Below are 14,586 nucleotides of genomic sequence, written 5' to 3' on the forward strand. Positions count from 1 at the left end.
ACATTAATGCCGGATCAGTTTGCTCTGCACTTCAGCCATCGCCTGCTGATCCAGCTCCAGCCAAAAACACGGCTTGCCAGCTATCTGCGCAGCAGCCGGCAGACCATCGCGATACACCAGCCGATTACTCGCCAACGCCGGCACTTTCGCACCGGGCAGCAGGGTGCCGGCGAGGTTCAGCGGATCGACCCCGCAGACCGCGATCAAGCTGCCGTCAAGGGGCCGGCGCCGTACTTCGCGTAGCAATGGAATCGCCTCCGGCAGCGCGAACTGTTCGCCCGCCAAGCCACTGACAAAGCGCCCGCCACGAATCTCGCCCCGGGCTTCCAAGCGATGGAAGGTGCGCAGCAATTCCCGCCAGCTCGGCAGCCAATCGGCCTCACGTTCCAGCAATCGCCAGAACACCACGCCGTAGCGGCGCAACAAGGTCATGGCGATGTGTTCCAGGGTGTCTGCCGGTGTTGGCGCCGGCCGCGAGTTATCCACAACCGGCGCGGCCACCCCGCGTCGCAACAGTGCCCAGCGCCCGGCATCGTCCATGCCGCCGACAAAGGCCCCGCGCCCACGTCGACTACTGCGCTGCTGGCGCTTGCTGGCCGGCGTGATCAGCGCCCGCAGGCCGGCAAAGCTGTCGGCGTTCACCAGCCCGGCGCCGACCAGTTCCTGCAGGGCGATTTCCAGTTCGGTGCGCAACAGGTGGGCTTCGTGTATCAGCTCATCGAAAAACAGCGCGCCATGCTGGCTGAGAACGGCGTGAACCTTCTGTGTCTTGGGCGACAGTTCGCTGACGGGCGTTTGTTCGGTCAGGTCGCTCCAGAGACCGACCCGTTGACGCGGCAACAGCAGGATCGGCGTGCTGCGCAGCGCCGTGCCGGTGCTGCGGTTGCGCGCGGTCAGCCGGGTCCAGACCAGCTTGCCGCTGCGGCAAGCCTCATCGAGCCAGGTGGGCGAATAGTCCTTGAGCCTCGCGGGCAAAAGGTCGCTGTCCCAGGCTGAAGCGGCGGCGGGGTAGCCTTCGAGCTGAGCGACGATCGCCGGTAACATCGCGCTGCCCTGGCCACGGGTGGCATTGGACAGGTGCTGCCAGTCGAACAGAAACCGCATGAAATCCTGCAAGGCCACGGGCTCGATTTCCCGGCGCAGGCGCTTGACGGTGTAGCGATGTATCCGCGCCAGCAAATGTCGCTCGCACCACTCATCTTCAGTGCTGCCCGGAGTGAACCGACCGCGCAGCACGTAGCCTTCGCGTTCGAGTTGCGCCAGCGCCTGGGTGATTTGTGCCTTCGGCAATTGCAGCGGTTCGGCAATCGCCTTCAGCGGCAATGGACCAAAAGCGCTGAGCCGTGCGCGAATCACTTCGAGCACGGCGTCGTCCGCTTCCCAGGGTTCATCGAACCCCGGCAACGCCTCCAGCGCCAGCAACAAGAAAGCCTGTGGATAAATGGCCCGCAGGCAGGTCAGTCGTTCCCGCGCCAGCCAGAGTGAAGGGTTTATGCGACAGGCACGGCCGCTGTCGGCCAGGGTATTCAACCAATCGAGCCAAGGGGCGTTGGCGCCGGCCTCGGCTTCGGTGATACACGCCAGGCTCATCAACGCTTCGTGCATTTCATCGACACCAGCGGGTGTCGGCCAGGCTTCTTCGCGCACGGCGGCAATCGCCTCGGCGTCCAGTGCACCGAGGTCATCGGTGGATTGCGGCTCGCTCCAGCGCCGATTGATAACGGCTTGCGTGCGGCGCTCTTCCAGCGGCGCATCGTCAAGAAAGGTGTAAGGCCGGGCGCTGAGTATTTCCGCCGCCAGCGGCGAGGGCGCCGGCAGGTCACGACTGATCAGGCGAATCTCGCCGCGTTCCATGCGCCGCAACAACGCCAGCCAGCCTTCGCTGTCCATCGCGTCGTGCAGGCAATCGTTGAGGGTTTGCTCCACCAGCGGATGCTCGGGAACTTCCCGTTCGCCGACCAGGTTTTCCACGCAGGCAATCTGATCGGGAAACACACTGGCGATCAGGTCTTCACTTTTCATGCGCTGTATCTGCGGCGCGACCTTGCGCCCGCCGGTGTAGCGCGGCAACGCCAGCGCCACGCCGGCATTCCAGCGCCAGCGCACGCCGAACAGCGGCGCGTCGAGCACGGCCTGGGTCAGAATGTGCTCCGCGTTGTTGCTGTGCAGATAGCGCCAGACCTCATCAAGCTCAAAGCTGTGGCTGGTGGACAGCGACAAGACGATGGCGTCCTCGCTGGCGGCGGCCTGCAATTCGAAATTGAAGGTGCGGCAAAAACGCTTGCGCAGGGCCAGGCCCCAGGCGCGGTTGATGCGGCTGCCGAACGGGCTGTGGATGATCAGTTGCGTACCGCCCGATTCATCGAAAAACCGCTCCATCAGCAGTGTGTCTTGAGAAGGCAGGGCGCCGAGGGACTGGCGCGCACGGGCGAGGTATTCGACCAATTGTTCGGCGCTGGCCAGGTTCAGGCCGAGGTTTTCGGTCAGCCAATCGAGGCTGGGTTGCAAATTGCCAGGCGTGGCGCCCAGCAGCGTATCGAGATGTGCTTGCAGGCGCGCGACGGCGAACGACAGTTCCGCGCTGCGCCCCGGCGCTTCACCGAGCCAGAACGGAATGGTCGGAGGTTGGCCCTGAGCGTCTTCAACCCGGACCTTGCCGGTTTCGACCCGCAGGATCCGGTACGAGCTATTGCCCAGCTGGAACACATCGCCAGCGATGCTTTCCACGGCGAAATCTTCGTTGACGCTGCCGATGTTCAGCGCTTGCGGCTCCAGCAACACGCTGTAGTCGGCGTTGTCCGGAATCGTCCCGCCGCTGGTCACGGCTGTCAGCTTGGCGCCGCGACGACCGCGCAGGGTACGGTTCACGGCGTCGCGATGCAGGTAGGCGCTGCGGATGCCCTGGCGCCCGTTGTAGCCTTCGGCAAGCATCCGCAGCAGTGCCTGATAATGTTTTTCGTCGAGGGCGGCGTAGGGCGAGGCGCGCCGGAACAGCTCCAGCAACGCGTCCTCCGGCCATTCCTGGCAACTGATTTCGGCGATGATCTGTTGTGCCAGGACGTCCAGCGGCGCCTCGGGGATCAGCAGGGTGTCGAGCTCGCCCCGGCGCACGCAATCGAGCAGCGCGACGCATTCAATCAGGTCGTCGCGGGTGGTGGCGAACAAGCGGCCCTTGGGGGTGCCGCCAACCTGGTGCCCGGAGCGCCCGACCCGTTGCAGAAAGCCGGCAATCGAGCGCGGCGAAGCGATCTGGCACACCAGGTCGACGTCACCGATGTCGATGCCCAGTTCCAGCGATGCGGTGGCGATCAACACCTGTAGCTCGCCGCGCTTGAGCCGCTGTTCGGCGTCCAGGCGAAACTCTTTGGCCAGGCTGCCGTGGTGGGCGGCCACGGTGTCCTTGCCCAGGCGTTCGCTAAGATGCCGGCTCAGGCGTTCGGCCAGGCGCCGGGTGTTGACGAAAATCAGCGTGGTGCGGTGTTCGCGGGCGAGGGCGGCGAGACGGTCGTAGACCAGTTCCCAGACATCGTTGGCCATCACCGCCGACAGCGGCACGGGCGGCACTTCGATGCCCAGGTCCCGTGGGCGGGCGTGGCCGATATCGACGATCTCGCAAGGGCGCTCGTGGCCCACCAGGAAGCGCGACACCGCCTCGATGGGCTTTTGCGTGGCCGACAGGCCGATGCGCACCAGCGGTTCGGTACACAGTGCCTGCAAGCGTTCCAGGCTCAGGGCCAGGTGGCTGCCGCGCTTGCTGGCGGCGATGGCATGGATTTCGTCGACGATCACCGTGCGTGCGGTGCCGAGCATTTTTCGGCCTGAGTCGGAGCCGAGCAGCACGTAAAGCGATTCCGGGGTGGTGACCAGGATGTGCGGCGCGGTCTTGCGCATCGCCGAGCGGTCTTTTTGCGGGGTATCGCCGGTGCGCACGGCGGTGCTGATCCGCAGCTCGGGCAGGCCCATCACCCGCAACTGCTCGGTGATGCCGGCCAGCGGGTCTTGCAGGTTGATCTGGATGTCGTTGGACAGCGCCTTGAGCGGCGAGACGTAGACCACCAGGGTTTCGTCCGGCAGGCCTTCAGTGGTTTCCAGGCCGCGGTGGACCAGGTCGTCGATGACGGCGAGGAAGGCGGTGAGGGTCTTGCCGGAACCGGTGGGCGCGGCAATCAGGGTCGAGCGGCGCTGGCGGATCAGCGGCCACGCCCGGGCCTGGGCGGCGGTGACCGTCGCGAAAGTCTTGCTGAACCAGGCGCTGACGGCGGGGTGGAATCCGCTCAGGGCACTGTCTGCGGGGATGGGCAGGTTCATGGTCTGATTTATGCGGGTGACTCAGTGAAGATGCAAGTACCGCTCAGGATCTCCGTTGACTGGCAAGGCCTCTTCGCTGGCAAGCCAGCTCCTACAGGGCCGGCGGTGCTCTTGTAGGAGCTGGCTTGCCAGCGAAGGGGCCAGTAGCAGCACTACAAAACCGGGACATCTACACTTTACGGATGACGGTTGCGCACTAAACCCGCAAAATGCAACGATTCCGGCAACTATCGACGACATCGCCGCGGGCGCTGTCGATAAAGCCATCGTTCCAATCAGACTGGGCCTGCTGACTCTATGCGAATGCGCCTTATGTTACTGGGCGGCGGAAATGCCCTTGGGCAGGCGCTGATTCGCCTCGGTGCGGAGGAAGACATCGGTTTCCTCGCCCCCCGCCCACCGCAAGACGGCTGGGATGCCGCGAGCCTGACGCAACTGCTCGACGACACCCGCCCGGACGCGTTGATCAACCTCGCCTACTACTTCGACTGGTTCCAGGCGGAGGCGGTCAGCGAGCAGCGCCTGGCCGGGCAGGAGCGGGCGATCGAGCGCCTGGCCGAACTGTGCCAGCATCACAACATCGTTTTGCTGCAACCCTCGAGTTATCGCGTGTTCGACGGTAACCGGGCGACAGCCTACAGTGAAAAAGACGAGCCAATGCCGCTGGGCCTGCGTGGCCAGGCCTTGTGGCGAATCGAGAAAAGCGTGCGCGCCACCTGCCCGCAACACGTGTTGTTGCGATTCGGCTGGCTGCTCGATGACAGTCCCGACGGCACCCTCGGGCGCTTCCTCGGCCGCGCCGAGCAGGCCCAGGAACTGTTGATGGCCGACGACCGCCGGGGCAATCCGACACCGGTGGACGACGCGGCCCGCGTGATCATTTCGGTGCTCAAGCAACTGGACTGCAGCGCGCCGCTGTGGGGCACCTACCACTACGCCGGGCACGAGGCGACCACGCCGCTGGCCCTGGGGCAGGCGATTCTCACCGAAGCGCGCGCCCTGCACCCGCTGGCCATCGAAGCGCCGACCGCCCAGGCTCACGCCACGCGACCGGACGCTGCGGAAGAACCGCAGCACGCGGTACTGGCCTGCAAGAAAATTCTGCACACCTTCGGAATCAAGCCACGCGCCTGGCGTGCGGCCCTTCCGAGTCTTCTGGACAGGTTCTATCGTCATGGCTGATCGCCCCGTTTTGATTACCGGGGGGGCCGGCTTCATCGGCTCCCATCTCACCGATGCCTTGCTCGCCAAGGGCTATTCGGTACGGATCCTCGATGATCTGTCTTCCGGTAAACGCAGCAACCTGCCGCTGGACAATCCCAAGGTCGAACTGATCGTCGGCGACGTGGCCGATGCCGCCCTGGTCGCCCGGGCGATGGCCGGTTGCAGCGCCGTGGCGCACCTGGCGGCAGTGGCGTCGGTACAGGCGTCGGTGGACGACCCGGTGAAGACCCACCAGAGCAACTTCATCGGCTCGCTGAATGTCTGCGAAGCCATGCGCCAGACAGGCGTCAAGCGCGTGCTGTTCGCCTCCAGTGCCGCGGTGTACGGCAACAATGGCGAAGGCGAGTCGATCGATGAAGACACGCCCAAGGCGCCGTTGACGCCCTACGCGTCGGACAAGCTGGCGAGCGAGCAATACTTCGATTTCTACCGACGCGAGCATGGGCTGGAGCCGGTGATTTTTCGCTTCTTCAACATCTTCGGCCCACGTCAGGACCCGTCCTCGCCGTACTCCGGGGTGATCAGCATTTTCAGCGAGCGCGCGCAGAAAGGCCTGCCGATCACCGTGTTTGGCGACGGTGAGCAGACGCGGGACTTTCTCTACGTCGAGGATCTGGTCGATTGGCTGGTGCAGGCCATCGAGAAACCGCAGGTGGAAGACGGCGCGGTTAACGTCGGTTGGAACCAGGCGACCAGTCTCAAGCAAATGCTTGCAGCCCTCGAGATGGTCGTTGGCAAGCTGCCACCGGTCAGCTACGGCCCGGCGCGCTCCGGTGACATTCGTCATTCACGGGCCAACAACCAGCGTTTGCTGGAGCGCTTCAGGGCGCCCGAGCCGACGCCGTTGAGTGTTGGGCTGGCGCGGTTGCTGGGACAATAGAAAAAGGCGCCTGTAGAGGCGCGCTTGCCCCAAAGGCGCTAATCACAGCTCCATAGCTCATCTTACTGGTATCCCCGTCTTCGCGGGGATTCGCTTTCAAGCGGGCTGCCGTTCGTCAAAAAGTTCTATGCACCTGTCAGATCTGACAGTAGTCAAACATGCCTGCCTGATGTGTGATAGGCCGTGTCCGACCGGACTCAGGACCTTTAGCCACCGGGAGAAGGTGATGAATACCAATGTCAGTCCTCGCGTATCGAACGAGTTGTTTGAGCTTTATCCGTTGCTCATCCCGAACTGGGTGCCTTCGGTTAAACCGGAAGGCATCGCCCATGGTGGTATTCCCCAAGCCCTTTACGATGGGCAGGCGCAGGGCCTCGAGTGTCTGGTTAAGCCCTGGACCGAGAGCCAGTTTTGCTCTTTTACCGTGGCAGTTGGTGATCGCGTGGATCTGTATGTCAATGACGATCCGACGCCTGTGGCGGGCAAGACCGTCGCAGCTGGTGAGGAGCAGCACCCCATCCGTTTTTATCTACCTCACGGACATTTGAATCATGGCGTCAATCGTTTGTACTACACGGTCACCACAGAGAGTAGAGGCGCCGAACCGTCTCGTGACCTGTTGGTGCTGTATCACCTGGACATTGCAAACGACCCGGATCTGAAGATTCCGCTTGAGATCCTCAAAAATGGAGTCGATGGCAAGGCCGCGGCGCAGGGGGTGGAGTTCGGGTTCAGATATTCCAACTGGAACAAGTACGATGTCATTGAATTCAGATTGGGCAAAACCAATGTCAGATTCGAAGTGCCCGACGCTCCGGCTTCAATTACCCGAACACTGTTTACAGGGACGTTTCAGGAAGCGGGGGACAACGATAATACGTTGGCCGAGTTCGTTGTCATCGACCAGTTGGGCAACCAGAGCAAGCCCGAGAACCGGCTGGACATCGATCTCAACCGTGTTTCGTTGCAAGTCCCGAAAGTGGAAGGCATGGCCGGTAGCGACTTCGATCCCACCCTGCTTGAAATCAGGGTGCTGGTGCCCGAAGGTCGGTTGTTACCCAGCGACAAGCTGATCGTTAGCTGGCAAGGCCAAGCTGGCATCCCTGCAAGTAAATATACCAGCCCGCAGCAGCAGGTCAGTGACGGGCTGGAAATTGTCGTGCCCCTTTCGGTGCTCGCCTACAGCCTGGGCAAGCCTGTCGATATCGCTTACGTCGTCGAGCGTAATGGCCAATCCACCCCTTCTCCGTCGTTGACGCTGAACGTTCTTGAACTACCGGCATCAGCCTTGACCCCGCCAGAGATCGTGGAGGCTGTTGACGGCGTGTTGGACGTGACGGCGCTGGGCGAAAAGAACGCCACCATTCATGCATTGCTCTGGACGCTGATCGAAGAGGGGCAATCATGCTGGATGAGCGTGGAAGGCAAAAAAACGGACGGCACGCCTCATAATATGCGTCTATGGAACGGCCTGCCAGCGGTTGTCAATCCAGTCTGGATCAGTCAGGGGTTTTGGCCTCAAGTGCTCGGTAATAAATACTTGAATGAACTCGGTGCGGACACCGAACTCACGTTGAAGTTCAAGGTTTCGCTGGACAAGAGTAATAACGAGGAAACTGCGGTGGTGTTTACGGATCGGACTTATAAGGTGGCCGTCGAGCCAATTCTTGAGGAAAATTTTGATCTTCAACCAACATCCATAATCAATTCTGGAGAGAGTATCGAGATACCAAGCATGCGTATCAGTTTTACAAAAGGAGATGGGCTGGTAGCGATTGCTCCAATGGCTTTAGGCAATCCTGAATATCCTGGAAAACTTGAAGGTCAATTATTACATACCAATTACACGTACACAGGATCAACGCCGCAAGAAGTAGTACTTCACCTAAGGTCAACTTATTCAAAAGTCAATTTTTGGATTGCGATGCAGAATTTCCCAGTGGATTTTAACTTCTATGCAGCAGGTGATGTGTTTTTGGAAAAAATAACTTCAAAAACGATTGGTGTCCCGGAAGAGATAACATGCTCCAGACCGGGAATCGTAAAAATTGTAATACAACCGGGTGTGTCCGACCCACCGGATTGGATTGCGTTTGACACATTCACTTTTGCGACTTGATTAGCATTGGAGAAGCCTAAGTAGCCAGATTGCTAATTCCCATTAACGGCCAGGCATTGGCAAACAATGTCTGGCCGTTGCTTTGGCGCGCAATGCCACCGTGGGAGTGATATGAAGCGGTTCACCAATATTTCACATGAGCATCTGGACGTCTGACAGACGCTATACAAGTCCTGAGAAAATAAGATTGCCGAGGGTGATTTTGCTGAGCGAAACAATCTGCGTTCAGGAGTTTGTTGATCGGCGTTTGCCTGTCGAGGCGCCTTTTGTTGTTGCTGATCGTTCCCATCCACAGAGCATGGGAACGATCAATTCACCACCACGTGAATATTGCTTAGAACTTGTAACCCAGACCGACCATGTAGATGAACGGATCGACATCCACGTTCACCCGTGCCCGGGTGCCCGGCGCCACGGCGTCGTTTTCCACTGTGGCGCGGGTATCGATGTCGATGTAACGCACCTGGGCGTTGATCATCACGTTGTCGGTCAGCATGTAGTCGGCACCGACCTGCCAGGCCATGCCCCAGGAATTCTTCGCCTTGAAGTTGCTGAAACCGTTGGCGCTGGCTTCGCTGCCCACGTGTTCATCGTAGATCCAGGTGTAGTTGATACCGGCGCCCACGTAGGGCTGGAACGCAGACTTCGCATCCAGCGGGTAATACACCACGCTCAGGGTCGGCGGCAGGTGTTTGAGCGAACCGAGCTTGCCGTTCGCCGCGCTCAACGCGGTGCCCTTGAGTTTCACCTCATGCTCGAACGGCGTGGCCGCGAGCAGTTCGATACCCCAGTTGTTGGTGAGCATGTAGGCGACGTTGAGGCCCAATTGTGTGTCGCTGCTCATGGTCGCCTTGCCACCCAGGTCGGCGCCGCTCAGCGGGCCTTGGTCGACCTTGACCGTGGAACTGTCGGCCTTCGGGTTGACGGTGATGGCACCGGCACGAAGGATGATGTCGCCAGCTTCGTGGGCGTGGGCGAACGGGGCTGCGAGCGCCAGCGCTACCAGCGAGGCGCCGAGCAAGGACTTGTTCATGGGGGCTCCAGAGGACGTTAAAAATGTTCGATGTCCAATGGTAAGCCGGCTAACGATTCGGTCTTTTGACTCAGCTCAAGGAAAGTGGGATGGGATCGGTTTTTGTGGTGTTTTTGCTGGCCTCATCGCGGGCAAGCCCGCTCCCACAAGAATTTGCGCAGTGCTGAAATTAGTGTTTCAACATCGAACCTGTGGGAGCGGGCTTGCCCGCGATGGCGATTGTGTTGGCGACCAGGAAGCTCCGGACTCACTCCGGCAATTCATACAAGTAGATCTTGTCCGCCTCCATCTGATACCCGGCATCCGCCAACTCGCTAGTGGATGGCTTGACCTGCATCGCGCCCTCGATCCAGTACGGCTGGTACAGCTCGTCGAGCTTCACGCCGACGGCGCTTTTGACATGCACGATCTGGTTCGACGGCGGTGGCGGTACGTGGATGCAGGCGCCGAAATACGGCACCAGCAGAAAGTCCGTGGTCCGGCCTTCTTCACTCACTTCCAGCGGCACGATGTAGCCCGGCAAGCGAATATTCTGCCCGTCGAGGGCCTTGACCACCGGCGCGTTGGGCATGTCCTGCTTCGCCGCCGGCGCCGATTCGGCGGACAGGGCATCGCTCATTTTCGACAGGTCGTGCAGCGGCGTCATGTTCGGCACTTCCGGCGCCGCATCCGGCGGGATCATTTCCGACCAGGTCAGCTCTTTCGGCGCAGCCGCCCACAACGGCAGGGCGACCAGCATCAACAGCGCAAAGACAGCGCGGCGCATTTCAATATCCTCATAAACGGATCGACAGGCCATCGGCCAGGGATTGGCGATAGGCGCGCCAGGCAGGCACGCTGCCCATCAGCAACGCAGCGATCAGGATGCCACCGAGTAGCGTCCATTCATATTCACTTGGCCACGCCAGCGGCAGAAACAGGCCGTAATTGGCTTGCACGTAACCCTGGGCCGCCGCGATGCAGACGTACAGCAGCGCCACACCGGCCACCACGCCGGCCAGCGCCAGGGCGAACGCCTCCAGCACCAGCAGTGTCGCGACATGCCACGGCCGCGCGCCCACCGAACGCAGGATCGCCATCTCCCGCCGGCGTTCGTTGAGACTGGTGAGAATCGCCGTGAGCATGCCGATCAACCCGGTCAGCACCACGAACAGCGACACTACGAACAAGGCTTTTTCCGCCGTGCTCATCAAGCTCCACAACTCCTGCAGCGCAACGCCCGGCAGGATCGCCAGCATCGGTTCGCCACGGAATTCGTTGATTTCGCGCTGCAGGGCAAAGGTCGAAATCTTGCTGTTGAGGCCGAGCATGAACGCGGTGATCGCCTGGGGCGTCAGGTCCATGTTGCGCGCCTGATCGGCGCTGATCCGGCCGTTGCCCCGGGCCGGCACGCCGTTGTGCCAATCGACGTGAATGGCCTCCATGCCGCCGAGGCTGATGTGCAGCGTGCGGTCCACCGGGGTGCCGGTACGCTTGAGAATGCCGACCACGGTGAATGGCTTGTCGTCATGCTTGACCAGGCTGATCACGGCCACGCCGTGGGCCAGCACCAGCTTGTCGCCGAGTTTGTAGTGCAGCGCATCCGCGACTTCCGCACCGAGCACCACTTCGAACGGGTCGGTGGCGAAAGCACGGCCATCGGCCAGTTCCAGGTGCTGCTGGCGGCCGTACTGGTAGTGTTCGAAGTACGCTTCGGTGGTGCCCATCACCCGATAGCCGCGATGGGAATCGCCAAGGGACATCGGAATGGCCCACTTCACTTTCGGGTTGTTGGCGAAGTGTTCGAAGCTGTCCCAGCGGATGTTGTTGGTGGCGTTGCCGATGCGGAATACCGAGTACAGCAGCAGGTTGACCGAGCCGGAACGCGCGCCGACGATCAGGTCGGTGCCGCTGATGGTGCTGGCGAAGCTGGCCTTGGCCTCGGTGCGCACCCGCTCCACGGCCAGCAGCAGGCACACCGACAGGGCAATGGCGAACGCAGTCAGGATCGCGGTGAAACGGCGGTTAGCCAGGCTGGCCATGGCTAGACGAAACAGATACATCTCAGACCTCTGCAGACGTGGCGGCGCGATTGAGATCGGCCAGCGACAGGTGGCGATCGAACAGCGGCGCCAGGCTCTGGTCATGGCTGACGAACAACAGGCTCGACCCGGCTTCGCGGCATTCGGCGAACAGCAGGCGGATGAAGTTCTCCCGGGCGTCGTAGTCGAGGGCCGAGGTCGGCTCGTCGGCGATCACCAGTTCCGGTTGACCGATCAACGCGCGGGCGGCGGCCACCCGTTGTTGCTGGCCGATGGACAGGGAGTCGGCGCGGCGAGCGAGGATGTTGTCGTCCTTCAAGCCCAGGTGGGCGAGCAGGGTGGCGGCGGCCTGATCGATGCTGCCGTGGCGCTGTTTCGCCCGCTGGGCACGCAATTTGGAGAAGTGGCAGGGCAGTTCGACGTTCTCGCGCACTGACAGAAACGGCAGCAAGTTGAACTGCTGGAAGATGTAGCCGGTGTGATCGACGCGAAAGTGATCGCGGGCGCCGGCCGAGAGGGCGGTCAGTTCCTGGCCGAGCAGGCGAATGCTGCCGCGATCGGGCTTTTGCACACCGCCGAGCAGGCCGAGCAGGGTGGTCTTGCCGCTGCCGCTGGGGCCCTTGAGGAACAGGGTTTCCCCGGGCTCCAAGCGGAACGCTGGGATATCCAGCAGCGGCGGGTGACCGGGCCAGCTGAAGCCCAGGTCGGACAGTTCGATGAGTGCTTGGGTCATTTAACCGATTTCATGGGTGTTGATTAACCTGTGGGAGCGGGCTTGCTCGCGAAGGGGGAGTGTCAGTCGACATCTATGTTGCATGACACACTGCCTTCGCGAGCAAGCCCGCTCCCACATTGGTTTTGCAGTGAATTCAGAATTTGAGGGCGGCAGCCTTCGCCGTCACTTCAACCCCTTGCTGCCCGCTCGGGCCGATCAGTTGTACCTGAATTTTCTTTGTGGCCGGGAATGTGTTGAAAATATTCGCCAGGTCCAGGGTCTTCAGCGCGCCCGGAGTGGCGCAGGTGAATTGGTAGTGGGCGTGGATTTCGCTGTGGTCGTGGTGATGTTCGTCCTTGGCGTCTTCGTCGTGATCGTCATCGGCATCCGGTTTGTCACCGAACAGCGGGCTCTCCAGTTCCTGGCTCGCGATCACGCAACCGGCGGCTTTCGCCAGGTTGAACAGCGCCAACGGCTTCTCGAGTTGAGCGCGGACCGCGGTGACCTTGGCTTTGTCTGCATCGGTGGCGGCGGCATGCTCGAACCCCACCAGGTTCATCGCCGGACTGTCCAGTTCCAGCTCCAGGGTCTGGCCGTCCAGCGCCGCGTTCAGGCGACCGACGCCATGCTCGTGGGCGCCGAGGCTGCCGTGCTCATGGTCGTGATCATGTTCGTCGGCGGCATGGGCGACAGCCAGCGGCAACAAGGCAAACGGCAGGGCGAGAAGCAGGCGACGCATGGCGAGTCTCCGAAACACAAGATGAATAAAATGTTATGTAATCTTATAACGTTGGTGCGCGGATTGTGACTGCCAGCTTGGCGTTGCACAAGCCCCATGGGAGCATGGGCATGAAGAAATGTTCGGGAGCTGACACATGTTGCGAATTCGCGGAAGCATCGGCGACTGGCCGGTGGATTTGACGCTGGAGATGGATGACGCCGATTGGGCGCGGCTGGGTGCGCAGTTGCAGGTGGAAAAAACCGAGGTCAGTGTGCCGGCGGCGAAACCGCTGAATCAGGACGATGCGCTGTGGCGGGTTGCCAGGGATTTGCTGCGCAAGGCCGGGCAATTGAGCGGACCGGATCTGCTGGAGCAGTTGGAAGGATTGACCGGCAGCGCGGCGTCGGGCAAACGTCTGTTGGTGCGTTTGCGCCATAGCGCGGATGTGAAAGTGGAGAGCGGTGGCGATACGCCGATTTTCCGCTGGATCGAAAACTTGTAGGAGCACGGCTTGCCGGCGATGGCGATCTTGAGGACGCCATCGCCGGCAAGCCGTGCTCCTACAGGGGGGTAATCAATACAACGCGGCAAATAGCTTGCGGCGGTACGTCGTCACCAGCGGGTGATCGTTACCCAGCAATTCGAACACCTGCAGCAAGGTCTTGTGCGGCAAACCTTCGCTGTAGCTGCGGTTGCGGATGAACAGCTTGAGCAGCCCGTCCAGCGCCGCGTCGTACTGCTGGCGGGCCAGTTGTTGCACGGCCAGTTGGTAGACCGCTTCATCGTCCTGCGGGTTTTTTGCCAGGCGCGCCTTCAGGTCGGCGGCATCCGGCAAATCCTTGGCCTGGCCGAGGAACTTGATCTGCGCCTTTGCGCCGGCCAGGGCGGCCTTGTGTTCATCGCTCTTGACCGCGTCGAGCACGGCTTGTGCTTCGCCCAGTTCACCACGCTCGGTGAGGCAGCGGGCATAAAGAATCAGCGCCTTGGCGTTGGTGTTGTCTTCGCCCAGCAGTACTTTGAGCAGGGCTTCGGCATCGGCAAAGCGGCTGTCGTCAAACAAGGCCTGGGCCTGTTCGAACGGATCAGCGGCAGCCGGTGGTGGCATTTGTACATGGGGCTCGAGCAGCGCCCGAACGGCCGACTCCGGCTGCGCACCGGCAAAACCATCCACCGGCTGGCCATCCTTGAACAGCACCACGGTCGGCAGGCTGCGAATGCCGAAGCGGGCGACGATGTCCTGTTCGAGGTCGCAGTTGACCTTGGCCAGCAACAACTCGCCCTGATAGCTCTCGGCAATGGTCTGCAGCATCGGCATCAGCACCTTGCAGGGCGCACACCATTCGGCCCAGAAATCCACCAGCACCGGTTTGTGGAAGGAGTTCTCGATCACCGACTGGTCGAAATCGGCAGTCGTGGCGTCGAAGATGTACGGCGTTTGCTGACTCATGGGGGATCTCTTGGAAGCGTGAATGTGCTCACTATAAGGGCTGCCGCAAAAGATCGCAGCCTTCGGCAGCTCCTACAGGATCGGGTTTGCACGCGGTCAATGTAGGAGCTGCCGAAGG

11 protein-coding genes are annotated in these 14,586 nt (G+C 61.4%); 4 read left to right on the forward strand and 7 right to left on the reverse strand.

Annotation, left to right across the window (positions count from 1 at the left end):
- Positions 1-3: 3 nt before the first annotated feature.
- On the reverse strand, positions 4-4,308 hold the full coding sequence (locus tag PMI35_RS02430; RefSeq protein ID WP_008065749.1) for an Lhr family helicase: 4,305 nt from the start codon (positions 4,306-4,308) through the stop codon (positions 4-6).
- 297 nt (positions 4,309-4,605) lie between these two features.
- Here PMI35_RS02430 and PMI35_RS02425 point away from each other — a divergent pair, with 297 nt between their 5' ends.
- The 3 genes from PMI35_RS02425 (at position 4,606) to PMI35_RS33380 (ending at position 8,531) form a co-directional block, all read left to right on the forward strand.
- Positions 4,606-5,490: a sugar nucleotide-binding protein gene (locus tag PMI35_RS02425; RefSeq protein WP_032832138.1), complete on the forward strand. Its 885-nt coding sequence runs from the start codon at positions 4,606-4,608 to the stop codon at positions 5,488-5,490.
- Complete coding sequence (locus PMI35_RS02420; RefSeq protein ID WP_008065751.1) at positions 5,483-6,412, forward strand: NAD-dependent epimerase/dehydratase family protein; 930 nt, start codon at positions 5,483-5,485, stop codon at positions 6,410-6,412. Before PMI35_RS02425 ends, PMI35_RS02420 begins: the two co-directional genes overlap by 8 nt.
- 226 nt (positions 6,413-6,638) lie before the next feature.
- Positions 6,639-8,531, forward strand: coding sequence for a hypothetical protein (locus tag PMI35_RS33380; protein WP_008065753.1), 1,893 nt, complete (start codon positions 6,639-6,641; stop codon positions 8,529-8,531).
- Positions 8,532-8,865: 334 nt separating this feature from the next.
- Here the strand turns inward: PMI35_RS33380 and PMI35_RS02415 are convergent, their stop codons facing one another.
- The 5 genes from PMI35_RS02415 to PMI35_RS02395 all read right to left on the reverse strand — a co-directional run bounded on the left by PMI35_RS02415 (position 8,866) and on the right by PMI35_RS02395 (position 13,039).
- Complete coding sequence (locus tag PMI35_RS02415; RefSeq protein ID WP_008065754.1) at positions 8,866-9,564, reverse strand: OmpW/AlkL family protein; 699 nt, start codon at positions 9,562-9,564, stop codon at positions 8,866-8,868.
- Between the two features lie 247 nt (positions 9,565-9,811).
- The gene (locus PMI35_RS02410) at positions 9,812-10,330 is read right to left on the reverse strand and encodes a DUF3299 domain-containing protein (RefSeq protein WP_008065756.1); all 519 of its coding nucleotides are present in this window, start codon (positions 10,328-10,330) and stop codon (positions 9,812-9,814) included.
- A 10-nt stretch (positions 10,331-10,340) separates the two neighbouring features.
- A complete protein-coding gene (locus PMI35_RS02405) occupies positions 10,341-11,606 on the reverse strand; it encodes an ABC transporter permease (RefSeq protein WP_008065758.1) in 1,266 nt (421 codons plus the stop codon).
- A 1-nt stretch (position 11,607) separates the two neighbouring features.
- The gene (locus tag PMI35_RS02400; RefSeq protein ID WP_008065759.1) at positions 11,608-12,318 is read right to left on the reverse strand and encodes an ABC transporter ATP-binding protein; all 711 of its coding nucleotides are present in this window, start codon (positions 12,316-12,318) and stop codon (positions 11,608-11,610) included.
- A 136-nt stretch (positions 12,319-12,454) separates the two neighbouring features.
- On the reverse strand, positions 12,455-13,039 hold the full coding sequence (locus PMI35_RS02395; RefSeq protein ID WP_008065761.1) for a DUF2796 domain-containing protein: 585 nt from the start codon (positions 13,037-13,039) through the stop codon (positions 12,455-12,457).
- 136 nt (positions 13,040-13,175) lie between these two features.
- Between PMI35_RS02395 and PMI35_RS02390 the strand changes: the two genes are divergently transcribed.
- The gene (locus PMI35_RS02390) at positions 13,176-13,523 is read left to right on the forward strand and encodes a hypothetical protein (protein WP_008065762.1); all 348 of its coding nucleotides are present in this window, start codon (positions 13,176-13,178) and stop codon (positions 13,521-13,523) included.
- Positions 13,524-13,595: 72 nt separating this feature from the next.
- Here the strand turns inward: PMI35_RS02390 and trxA are convergent, their stop codons facing one another.
- Entirely contained in the window at positions 13,596-14,468 is an 873-nt protein-coding gene (gene trxA / locus PMI35_RS02385) for a thioredoxin (protein WP_008065763.1), read from the reverse strand.
- Positions 14,469-14,586: the final 118 nt, after the last annotated feature.

Origin of the sequence: Pseudomonas sp. GM78, from assembly GCF_000282475.1 — a bacterium.
GTDB lineage: Bacteria > Pseudomonadota > Gammaproteobacteria > Pseudomonadales > Pseudomonadaceae > Aquipseudomonas.